Below are 11993 nucleotides of genomic sequence, written 5' to 3' on the forward strand. Positions count from 1 at the left end.
CTCGGATCCCTCCAAGGGAAGAACATCAATCAGGCCTGAGGCTGATCTGAAGTTTCGAAAGATCGATTTCTGCGTCCGCGTTCTTCAGGCTCTCGAGGAACGACAACAGATCATCCTGACGCGGCTGACCGAACGCCAATCGGTAAAGAGCAACCGAGCGTTTGAGCCATCCCAGAAGTTTCGCCTCGCGACTGAACGGAAGAGAAAGGGCATAGCGTTCTATCTGGGTTTCGCCGTCGAGCAGCCAATAGGGTTCCATGTCGCCCGGCCGCATGGCCGTGGAGTGAGCCTTCCGGAACATGACGCTCCATGGATCTTTTTCCACTGGATAGGCATCGAGCGCGCTGCGGAATCTCGTGGCGAGGTTCAACCGGACGGCATGGTTCTTGTAGCGATGGACACGGCCCTCACGTTGCTCGAGATCCACCGGATTTGAGGGCAGGTTCCAGTGAACAAGGCGGTGACAATATGGGTGAAAATCGAGGCCTTCCTGCCCTACGGATGTCGACGCAAGGACAAAAGGTCGGAACGGCGAGTTGAACGCGGTTCGAACCGTGTCGGTTCGCTGCGCACCGTCCTCCTGAGCTTGCTGCAGGAGACGGGTCGCAAACCGGCCGCGCATCCGAATTTCAGACGTTATCCGCAGGCGGTCGCGATGCGCGCGATATCTTTTGATCTCGATTTGCGACGGCTTGAGCGATAGCGCGTCGTCGATGGTCTGGGCGAGAACGGAAATTGCATGCGCCGGCTCTGCGTCCATAACGCCCTCTGCTTCCATGAGGATATGCACATACTCATCGAGCACGGATTGCAGGTCGTGATCGACGCAATAGTGCAGGACGGTCTGCCAATAAAAATCGTCGACTCCGGTCCGCAGCAATGCTTGACTCTCCGGCTGATTGAACAGCCCGCGGAAGGCCATGCCGATCCGCGTGGCCGCATTGAGCATCCCGGGGTCGTCGAGATCGAGGGTTGGCGCGATACGATGGAGTGCGCGCAATGCGCAGGTCGCCGGACTCCCCAGAGCCAGGTCCGTCAGATGTGCGATCAGGCGGTCACGATCCGGCTGGCCATGCAGTGCCGCGCCGCGAGCCGCGTCGCTGAGCGCGTGCAGATGGTCGTGCCAAGCATCCTGGCCGTCCGCACGGACGACATCGTTAAGAATGTTGCCCGCTGCCAGCCACTGGTCGAACGCACCGGATCTTATGTCCAACGCGGCAGCGCAAGCCCAGTCCCATGTGATGGCGCGCTCAGAATCTTCGTCATCGGTTTGCGGGGTGCCTGGGGCCAGACGGCTCAGGACGCCGGGGCGTTGCACGGCTTGAGGGCGCTGTTCGAGTTCCGACGCAAGACCCTGAAGCCGATCTCCTGCTTCGCTGCGCAATGCGGCTGCGTCGGCCAAAGACGGAGAGGATTGAAATATCTCGAGCGGATCGACCGTGGCGGCCAGCGTCGGAGAAGGAATGACCAGCGGGAGCGCGCGCAAACCGGTCAACCGCTCCTTGTTGCGTCGGAAATTGAGCAACTGCGGATGGCGGGCCGAGTAGCTCCGACCGGTCTGCCCCATCCCCATCGACCGTTCGCTGTCATAGGACAGCAGCGCAGCAATCGCATCGGGCACCATGGCCCATTGCGAGAAGATCAACAGCTTGCTCGCGGTCACGCGCTGGCCGAAATAGGGCATGCTTGGTGGCAGCCAGAGGCGTTTTGCCATTCCATCCCGGAACGCGATCTCCTTCAGCGCGCGCAGGCGGCCGTTGTTTTCCGGTATGGGTCGATAGGCCTCGACCGCGTCCGTGTCGATCTGGGCGGTTCCTGCGTTTCGGATCGCGGCCAGCAGCGCCTCGCCCGGGGCGTCCTTGAGTTGCTCCAGACGTTGCCCCAGCTTGTAATCGCGCAGGAAGCTGAGCAGAAAGGGAGCCGATTTCCAGTATTCCACGGTTCCCGGGGCGTCGGCGGCATCGGCAACGTGCGCCACGGCACGCGCTTCGACCAGGTCGGCAGGCTTGATGGAAACTGGCACCTCCACATCTCGCATCATTGCGTCGCGCTCGGCGGTTTCCGCAACCCGTTCGGTGCGGGCGATGACACTGCGTAGGGTGCCTTCGATCCCGGTCTTGATCCTGCAAGCATCCTCGAAACTGCCGGGAAGGCCCTGCATCGCCAGCCGGTAGCGACGCATCTCGTCTTCAAGCTCGGCGCGGATCGCAGGACCCCTTTCGCCGAACAGGAAGCCCAGGACATCGAGGAATTCGCGATAGTGATCCCCAGCATCCGCATCGTCGTCGCGTAGGGATAGCATTCGGTAGGGGGTCGCGGAGAGCAACAGAACCTTGGCCTGGTTACCATCCGGATCGATGGCGTCAAAAAGCTTGCGCGCAAGATCGGCGGCCTCGCTATCGCCGTGCAGCAGTTCCGTGAACCTCTGGAATTCGTCGAGAACGATCAGGTCGGGCTCCAGCGCCTCGGCACTTTCCCGGGCGAGGGTCGCACGCAGCGTCATGACGCAACGATCGACCGCACGCCGGAGCTCTTGGTCGGAATCCCCGTGTTGGCGGAACTGGCCTATCAATGCTCGCAACTGATCGAGGATATCAGGCTCTCGTTCCAGCGCCTGCAGGAAGCGTCGCTCTATCGACTGCTCGATTTGCTGGCCATTGACCCATTGCCTTGTGTTTCTCCAGCCTTTGGGCCCGGCCGGCCGCATGAACATCTTCCGGAGCGTTCGCTGGTCCTGCTTGTCGAACTGGCCACGGATCAGTCGATATATCAGGGCGCGTTCTTCCTGTCGGCCTCCGCCTTGTTTAAGGTCCAGCGAGGTGCCCGGCGTCAGGCTGAAGAAATTCACGCCTTCGCGCTTGATCCCGCCGACCCGGGCCAGTTCGAGAGCGAGCATGGTCAGGCGGGTCGGTAGTACCCGCGTGCGTTCGCCGCCAAGGACGTTGAGGCGGGCGACGTTCTGTTTCGCGATGGCGGCGTTGGAACAGATGTAGATGATGTCGATCCGCGGGACCGTATCCTGCAGCGCCTCGATCGTGCGAGCGATCACGCCACGCGCAACCATCGTTTTTCCGAGACCGACTTCATCGGCCACGAGGAAATGGCGGACAGCGTCGGGATCGCTCAGCAGCCGCTTCGCGACATAGTCCACGGTCTTTCGCTGAAACGCCTTCAGCGGACGCAGCGCGTCGTGTGCCTGGAAACGCTCAGTCAATCCGGTTCTCCTTCGGTAAAACCGCCCGGAAGGTTTCCCACAGGTCGAGGAATTCATCCGGGATGACCTCGCTATGTCCCGTGTCGGGATCGCTCAGCCTCGCGACCAGCCTTTCGATGTCGCGTAACTGCCGCCCGTCACTCGCCAGAGCGCGCACCATGTCCTCGAGGATCGGAGCATCGCGTGCGGTGCCGAACATGACTGAGAGATCGCTGCCCTGACCAGCTGCGAAGAGGGCCTTAGCCGCTTCCGAGACGTCGCCCAGGAGAAGACGAATGTAGCGAAGAAACGCATCGCGGTTCTCGATCAGGCTTCGCAGGATCTCGGCGGTCCGGGCGTCGGGGAGATCGACCAAGTCTGACCCGAGGGTGAAATGGTGCTCCAGTCCGCTTTCCGCGTCGCTGAGTCTGACGCCGATCCAGCGCGTCACATCCTTCAGCGGAAGGCGCGCCAACGAGCGTTCACCGGTATTCAGTTCCGTCACGCCGATACCAAATTCGATCCCGGCAACGATGGGCCAGAGGCGCAGTTCGATCCCGTCGGGGACCGAGAACGGCCTGCGCGCCGAAAGGTGTAGGAGAATTCGGCCCGCACCGTCTTCTTCGCACCGAAGCACAGGGTTCGACCCTGCCAGTTTACGCCGCACCCGATTGAGGCGAGCCTCGGCGGCATCAACCTGCGTGGCATCATCCGGCTCGTACGAAACAAACTCTCGTAGAAAGCGGCCCAGCCTCTCCGGCGACATCTGGTCTTCCATCGTGCCAAGATTCTCGGTGTAGCCGGACAGCGTGGCAAAAACTTCGACGTTTTTGCCAGTAAGAAGTGCAGGAGCCGTGGCATTGCCGGATCCCATGGTGATTTCAGTGCTCTTGTATCGTTCCGTGATGAATGCCTTCGCATGAAGTCCCCGCGCAGGGACGGCACTGCTCGAAGCAGGATCGCTTTCTTCTCCATCCTCGGTTTCTGCCATCTCATCCAGCACCAGACGCCTTCCGAACATTGCCAAAGTTTCCGGCGCCAGAGGAGCCAACTCTTCGCCACGACCAAGCAGACAGGCGTTGGCCGGGTCAACGCCGCGGCACAGGGCGGACAAGGCTCCGTCCGTTACGAATGGTGATACGATGCCCAACGTGCGGCCGATCTGTGGGCGCCAGACCCGGTCAGTCAACCCATTCACGGCAAAGCGAATCTTGCGAATATGCCGGGGATGTTCCCACGCGGCGTGGGCAAGATCGTTTGCCAGCGAGGCCACCATCGTGGCCACGTGCGCCGGGGTCGGGCGACCCATAGCGAGGTCGGGCAGGGCGCGAAGAAGCTCGACCAGCGGTGCGTTCTGATCCCGCGGCGCATCTCCAAGCACGCCGTCCAGCGACAGGGATAGGTCCCAAGAAGCATCTGTCGTCAGATTTCGCGACAGCAGCGCCAGGCGAAGGCACGGCTGCCCGTGACCGCCGACCGGAGTGAAGCGCAAGAGCCAGAGTTTCGGGTGAAACGCGCCGCCGCGCGGCGCAGCCACTTCGGTTACGGTTTCTTCCAGCAAGGCGGTCAGGCGGTTTGCCCCCTTGGGCACGGCCTTGATCCGTCCGGCCTCGCAGAAGATGGCGATACGCGCAGAGAGGCGTTCGAGCCCTTCGAGCAGCGCGAGGGGTGTGTCCAGCGTTTCCTGCCGGTTCTCGGCGGCATGAAAGGCCAGCGTCGCAGGTACGACCAGAGCCGTCTCGAAATCCAGGGTGTAGGTGGTCGCTACTGCGGCATCCAGTTCGAATCCCGCGGGAGCCCGCAGGATATCGGCGTAGAGCGCGCGGTTTTCGGGATCGAGCGCCGCTTCAGTCTGCATCGACAAGGTCCCTGACATGATTGGCTACGACCGGCTGCCAGCGGAAGTTCATCATGGCGGTCCCGGAGGCGCCGCTCCAGCGCATTAGCGCGCCCTCATTGCGGAACCGGGACTTTGCGCCTTTCAGCCGGGCCTCGCGGTTGCTTACGAGAGCGCGGGCCGCGCGGTCTTCGTGTACACGTCCCCGCGTCGCCATCACGCTGTCGCGCCATGTTTCGATGAAACGGCGGCTGTGCGGTTTTACATCGTGTGTCGTACCCTGTGCTAATAGCCAGAGGCCTCTCAAATCCCAGTCCTCGAACAGTCGCACCGGCGTTTCCTCGGCCCAGTCGTCCAGCTTTCCTGAATAAGTTTCGACCCGTTCATGCCATGCGCCGCCCTTGGTGCCCTGCATCCGGGCAGCCCTTTCCGACAGCATGAGGTTGTAGAGCAGCGATGCGCCATGCATTAGGCGGGAAAACCGCTCGGCATGATCGACGACCGCGATTATGCCGTCGGGCCATTCGCTGCGTGCGGGATGGTGCCAGATCATGTCGCAGTCGGCGGCGGTTATCTGGCGGGACAGATGCGTGAGCAAGCTGTGCGGTGCTTCGTGCGCCAGCCGGTCGCGCAGGAAGCCTGCTTCTTCGTTGCGCAAACGGAAGACTGCCGTGCTGTCCGGGGATGACAGGAATCCATCTGGAGCCGGCGGCAAGCCTGCGGCCCAAAGTGCGGCAGCCTCGCCCGGGGTTGCCTCGAGGCAGGCATTTCGACTGCCCTGAAAGCGGCGAATGCCCAGCGTCAGCAATCCGGCCCAGTAGACGTCGCTCGGCAAGCGTTTAAGCTTCTCGCGAGAGTCGCTGCCAATAACATTCCGTGTCTCCCCGCCGCGCAAAAGCGCCTCGATCAGCCGGATTTCAAGCACCCGCGCGTGTTCGCGTCGCGCTGATGCGGTCCCTTTCAACTCGCCTGCGATCTGGTAGATCCACGGCACGAAAAGCATGTAGCGAAGACGCGTCTGGATGGTCGAGGTGCCCGGGAACATCAGATCTGCGAGCGCGTCTCGCACAGACCCGAGGCCAAGCTCGTCGCGGGAATCCTCCTGACCGAACAGGTCCATGATTCGACGTGTCCGGTCTCGGTCGGTCTGATCAAAGTCGATCCACGCGAGAAAGGACATCAGGCGGGTTCCTCTACAGGTGCATGTCCGAAACTAAGTGTGCCCTCGCTCATCCAGTGGATGGCGACGCCCCGCAACGGCTTGTCGGGCCAGTGCCTACGGACGATGGCGGCGTAGGCGGCCAGTTGCGGTTGATATGTTGCGAAGCGGCTTGCCGGATCGGGGCAGGGGCCGGACTTGTGATCAATGATGAGCAGACCCTGCGGGCCCTCGGCGAGGCAATCCACGATGGCGTTGACCTCGGACCCGTCTGCAGTTGTCTCCTGGAACGGCATTTCGAAGTGCAATGTCTCGTAGCCCTGATCGGCCAGCCAGCTGGTCAGTGCCCGAGCTTGTGCGGCAATCTGGGTGATCGCTGTGTCGGCCAGGCCAGTGGCAGCCTTTAGGCGATCCGCCATCTCAGGCCGCGCGGCGAGAACACGAAAGGCCAGATGCCAGGCGGTGCCGCGTTCGGTTGCGCTGGCGTGCTGGGTGTCGGCGACGCCGTTCGCCAGTTCGACCGTATCGATTGCCGCGGTCGGCGCTGGATGGGAAGCGATCAGCGTGGACGGGCTGCGTCGCCACGGCGTGCGCGGTGTGTCCAAACGAGCGCGTGGTTCGCCGAAGCGCGGATGCGACGTTGTATTGTCCACCTCGGGTGATTCCGGTTCATCGGGGATCCCTTCCGCGACCCGCGCGGCAAAAGCCTGTCCTGCGACGGTCAGCGCCTCGGCTGCGGTGTCAAACCCGGCGCGATCGCGCAACAGGTCGACCATGCGCTCCGCGTTCTCGCGCGGCTTGGATCGTTCGCGCGGCATCACCAAGATGAGCCGGTCGCGTGCACGGGTCAGCGCAACATAGAGCTTTCGTGCTGCGTCGCGTTCATCTTCCTGCCGGCGGGCTTCGGTGAATGGCTCCTGGCTCTCGGGCGCCGCGAATTTCGGCAGATAGCCCAGCCCCGCGTGATCAAGAACACTGTCCAGATCGTCGAACCCGTCAAAATCGGCGCGCAGCGTGCCTGGCCGCTCGGCGATGGTCTGATCCAGTCCGGCAACGACGGTGATTGGCCATTCGCGGCCCTTGGCGGCATGCCATGTGCAGATCTCGACGCCGGAGGCCGACCAGCCGTCCGGGCTTGGATGGCTGTCCCAGTCCTTGGCGGTCTGATGTGCGATCCAACCAAGAAAGACCTGCACCCCGGCGCCGTGGAAACCGGTGGCAGCGCGCAGGTCCTGTTCCATCGTGTCGAACTCCTGCGCCTCGGCCTCGAAGCGGGCCAGATCAGCCAGTGCCTGCGCAGGTTGCGACAGACCCGCGGCCCAGTCGCGCAGGGCCGTCATACACAGCACGTCGGCAAGCGTGTCGGCCACGGGGCGCGTGGCGACTCCGTCTTGGAGCGCGCGCAGGGGTTCGAGAGCTGCATGGGTCAGCAGGACACCGTCCACCGCGTTGCGCAGGGCCTGCTCGAGTGGCATGCGCGGCGGGCCGAGCGTGAGATAGGTTAGCGCGGCATGGGTGTCGTCAGGGTCGGCAGCAAGCGCCAGCGCGGCACGGGCGGCACGCATAGCCGGCGCGGTCAGCCAGCCGTCCTGCTGGATGCGCACCGGCAGACCATGCGCTTCGAGTGCGGCGGCGACGGCGCTGGCCTTCTTGTGCGTATAAGTGAGAACCGCCACATCGCCGGGCTGCACGGCGCGCATTTCCTTGCTTGTCTTGTCGCAGACCTGCGTGCCGGCTTCAAGGATGTCGGCCACGCGACCCGCGATGCACTCGGCTGTGGTGTCCTTGCGGCCCTTGGGCAGGTGTAGCACCTCGAGTGTGGTCTCGCCCGTTTCAGGGCGTTGGGCTGACAAAGAGTTGTAGTCGTCGAACAAAGTCGGGCCGAGAGCGTTGACCATAGCCATGATCCTCGGATCTGATCGCCAGTTGCGGTCCAGCGGTGTGGCAGAATCGGGATGCGCGGCCTGCAGCGCCTCCGTCAGGCGCGGATCGGCGCCCTGAAAGCCCATGATGGATTGCTTTGTGTCGCCAACGATCAATGCGTGTTTCGCCTGCCGCGCCAGCCGCCAGAGCAGGGCGAACTGCACCGGATTCGTGTCTTGGAACTCGTCGATCACGACGCAGTCAATTTCTCCCAGCACGGCACCCAGAATTTCGGGACGGGTGCACAGGAGGCGCTCGGTCTCGGCGATCATGTCGGCGTAGTCGATCAGGCCGGCACGGCGCTTGGCGTTTTCGTATGACGCCAGCACTTGTTGCGCACCGGTGACGAGAGCGGTGATGTGCGCTTGGGCATCGTCAAGCGGACCGGGATGGCGGGACAGGGCGTCGGCTGCGTCCATGACAGCCTGGGCGAGCCCATCGTAGCCTTCGGGTGTGGGCGCACCGCGTTTCGTCTGTCGCAGGGCTCGGAGTTTCTGCCAGAGCGCCCAGTCCTTTTCGAGGACGCCGGGTTGGTCTGCCCTTCGCAGAGCCGAATGGTTCTTTGCAAATTCGTCCCTGACTGTTTTCTTTTCGAAAAACAACGGCGCAAGATTGTCCGGGAAGCTGTCGAGCAGGTCGCGCACGGAGCGCCTCAACGCGGCCGTAAGGGCCGCACCGTCCGGCTCGACGGGGCCGTAACCCTCGGTCAGGGCGGTCAGTGCCGGGGTCACAATGTCCGGTGACAGCCCGCGCGCGCCGAGCCCCCGGATCAGGTCGACCGTCTTCAGTACATCGGCGCGAAAGCCGTCCTCGGCGCTGGTCTGCGTGGCGTGGTTCCATTCATAGCCGAACCGGTCAAGGTCTGCCATCAGCGGCTCCAGCGCCGTGCAGCGCGTCATCTCCAGACGGATCAGCAGGTCGCGTTCAGGCTCGCTCAGCAGGCGGCTTTCAGGCGACCGCCCGGCGGCGAAGGCATGTTCGGTCAGCAGCCGCTGCCCCAGTGCATGGATCGTGCCCATGTAGGCCTGGTCGATCTCCAGCGCGTCTCCGAGGCGCCCGCGTGCCATCAGTTCGCCGCGCACGCGGTCGCGCATCTCCGCCGCTGCAGCCTCCGTGAAGGTCACGGCAAGGATCCGTCCTGGCGCAATCCGGCCGCTTTCGACCCACTCCCCGAGCGTTTTCTGAATGTGGTATGTCTTGCCGGCCCCGGCTCCGGCGGGCACAAGCGAAAAATCCTTCATTCCGAGTCCTCCTCGTAAGATCCGCCGGGCAGGGTGAATGCCGCGACCAGTGGGTTTTCGAGCGCGTAGGCCTTGATCCCACGCTCTTTCTCGAAGGCTTTTGCGTCCCCTTCCCGGTTCAGGCGGACGGTACCCGCGCCGACCTCGGCCAGAACCTGCGCGAGATGGTCCATCGCGTTTTCGGCCGCGTCCGCGCCCGTGGTCTCGACCCTCGGCACGTCCGCGCCTCCGGCATCCGACAGGACGGTGCCATCGCGCAGCATGTGGTAGGCGGTGACGACCTGAGCGCCCTCGGCCACAAGCCGGGTCAGAGGCGTTTCCTCCGAAGGGCGTTCCAGCATGGCACGATAAAGGGCCACCTGCAGGTCCCAACCCTTAGCCATGCGGTCGCGCCGACCGCCGGCGCTGGACCGCTTGTGATCGACGACGAGGATGCGCCCGCCGGGCAGCTTGAGAAGGCAGTCCGCCTTGCCATGCAGCAGCAGACCGCCGTGTTCGCCCTTCAGGGCGATCTCGTTGTGCAGGACCTCAGCGCCCGTATGCCGCAGAAAGCCGGCCCAGGCGGCGCAGATGTCGCGTGCCTCGCGCAACAGGCTGGCTCGCTCTGTGGCCCAGGCGACGTCGATCAGCCACCGGGCATGGAGGCGAATGGCGGAGTTCAGCGCCTTCGGCACGCGTGCGGCGCGCGTCGCGTCGTCCGGGATTTCGGTGCCTTCGGGAAAGACCTCCTCGAGAACCTGATGCATCAGCGTTCCGAGTGTCATCACGTCAAGGGTTTCGGGTGCCCAGGCCAGCTCTTTTGCGCCGAGCTCGTCAAGGAGCCAGCCCAGAGGGCTGACCAGCAGCGTCTCCAGACGCGAGGGCGAATGCGGCAGTGGGCCGTCCTTTGTCTCTCTCAGCCGAAGCAGGTCGATCCCAGGTCGATCCGGCGTGCCCAGCCCACGCTGAATGTGGATAAGGCCATCTTTGGGCAACGCGGGCGCGCCGCCCATCGGAACGGGATCGGGACGCGTGGTGGCGACGGGCCAGTCTTCGGGTCGTGCCGAGCGAATGTCTCGGACGAGGTCAGCGGGTTCGTCGGTGCCCAGCATGTGAGCAATCAGCGCCAGCCCGGTCGAGGGCGTCAAGTGGTCGCCCCGCAGATCCATCGCGGGGACCAGCAGGTTCAGCCCCTCCGTCGCAGCGCATAGCTGTCGGCGGAATAACTCAAGCCCGCGCGCAAGTTTCTGCTTGCGACCCTCGAGCATCAGCCCGGTGTCGCGGATCATCGCAATCTCGCCTTCGGTGAAGAACGGGTCGGATCCGGGCGGTCGCGGCCAGTGGCGCCCGGCCATGCCCGCGACAATGAGTTGGCGCACCGGTCGCCAGGGAAGGGCGCCCTCAGAAAACAGGGAAACACCTTCGACAAACCGGTCATGCCCGTTCGCCGCAACCGCGGTCGGCGCGGCGAGGCGGTGCAACAATGGCCAGTCGATTTCGTTGCCCGTTGCCGCCTTGAGCATAGCTACGCGCGGGTGCAGGTCCGCCCCGGGAACGGCTCTGGCGATGAACCCGAGCCGAGCAAAGAGCTGCTCGGGCGTGTCGCACGGGCGCATCGCGTTCAGCAGTTCCCGGGCCGCCCCGGTCTGTTCGGTGGCAAGGCGCGACCAGCCGCGGTCGATCAGCTCGCGGGCCATCCTGCGTCCGGTTGCCGCGGGCCAAGGCATCCCGGGCGTGATGTAGAGGGAAGCCAGCGCGGTACGCGGCGCCGGACCCTTTAGCAGAACGAGCAGAAGCGAAAGCAACTCTCCCGCCTGGTCGCGCTGCGCCGGTTCGGTCGGCAAGCCGGAGAGCGGCAGCCCAACTCGGTCGAACGCGTCCTGCAGGGGTAGATCATACGCGGGCCCGTCGGGTGCCAGCAGACCGATCTCGCCCGGGTGATCCACGCGACCGGTATCCAGCAGCGATTGGGCAAGGGCGGCAGCGAATTCGGCCTCTTCACGCGGATCTCGCAGGCCGTGACAGGCGACCGAGGGGTCCGGCGCAAACTGGTCTGAGTGACGCCCGATCCGATCCTGCAGGTTCCGGAGCGCGGTTCCTTCCGCCGCAAGCGGAGGAGGCGGGAGTGCATCCGCATCGCCATGATGGGTCCGAAGGGTCCGTGCCAGGGAAGCTTCCGCAGGCGTCGCGAAGGAACAATCGGGGTCCGCCGTTGGGAGGGGTTCCAGCGCGTCCGCTGCCTTGCTTTGCAGGACGTGCCGCCAAGTATTCAAAGGGTCGGGCAAGGTGCCGATGTCGCGCCACAGAGCGCGCAGCGCGTCGAGGTGGTTGCGCGCGCGGCCATCGGGCAGGGTGTCGGTCACGATCTCTGCAGGATCGAGCATCGGCGCCGCATGGGCGACAGCGAGAAGACCCGCCTCGACCGCCCGAGCGGTTTCCTCCGGTGAGGCCGCGAAACTGTCAGACCAAGGGGCGCCCGCGCCGAGGTGATCTACAAGGCAAAGCTGCGCCACGCGCGGCGCGAGATACACCTCCGCCAGCAGGTCCTCCGTGATGGGACGCAGGGCGCCGGTGGCCGGAGAGCGTGTCAGCAAGGGATCTATGCGCATAATGTCCTTTTCGAATCGTTAGTGCCGGTTTGCCCCAACCTTGCATCCCGGG

5 protein-coding genes are annotated in these 11993 nt (G+C 64.2%); all 5 read right to left on the bottom strand.

Annotated elements, in window-relative coordinates:
• Positions 1 to 25 precede the first annotated feature (25 nt).
• From D6850_RS04975 to D6850_RS04995, 5 genes are read right to left on the bottom strand one after another with little or no spacing between them, the layout of a single operon-like run.
• On the bottom strand, positions 26 to 3214 hold the full coding sequence (locus D6850_RS04975; protein WP_166433989.1) for a helicase-related protein: 3189 nt from the start codon (positions 3212 to 3214) through the stop codon (positions 26 to 28).
• Positions 3207 to 5051: a phospholipase D family protein gene (locus tag D6850_RS04980; protein WP_147438860.1), complete on the bottom strand. Its 1845-nt coding sequence runs from the start codon at positions 5049 to 5051 to the stop codon at positions 3207 to 3209. The genes D6850_RS04975 and D6850_RS04980 overlap by 8 nt, the downstream gene beginning before the upstream one ends.
• Positions 5041 to 6210, bottom strand: coding sequence for a DUF6361 family protein (locus D6850_RS04985; protein WP_121164333.1), 1170 nt, complete (start codon positions 6208 to 6210; stop codon positions 5041 to 5043). The genes D6850_RS04980 and D6850_RS04985 overlap by 11 nt, the downstream gene beginning before the upstream one ends.
• Positions 6210 to 9353, bottom strand: a complete 3144-nt coding sequence (locus tag D6850_RS04990) for a UvrD-helicase domain-containing protein (RefSeq protein WP_121164335.1) — start codon at positions 9351 to 9353, stop codon at positions 6210 to 6212. Before D6850_RS04990 ends, D6850_RS04985 begins: the two co-directional genes overlap by 1 nt.
• Entirely contained in the window at positions 9350 to 11926 is a 2577-nt protein-coding gene (locus D6850_RS04995) for a PD-(D/E)XK nuclease family protein (RefSeq protein ID WP_166433990.1), read from the bottom strand. Before D6850_RS04995 ends, D6850_RS04990 begins: the two co-directional genes overlap by 4 nt.
• Positions 11927 to 11993 lie beyond the last annotated feature (67 nt).

Source organism: Roseovarius spongiae (assembly GCF_003651245.1).
GTDB classification, from domain to species: domain Bacteria; phylum Pseudomonadota; class Alphaproteobacteria; order Rhodobacterales; family Rhodobacteraceae; genus Roseovarius; species Roseovarius spongiae.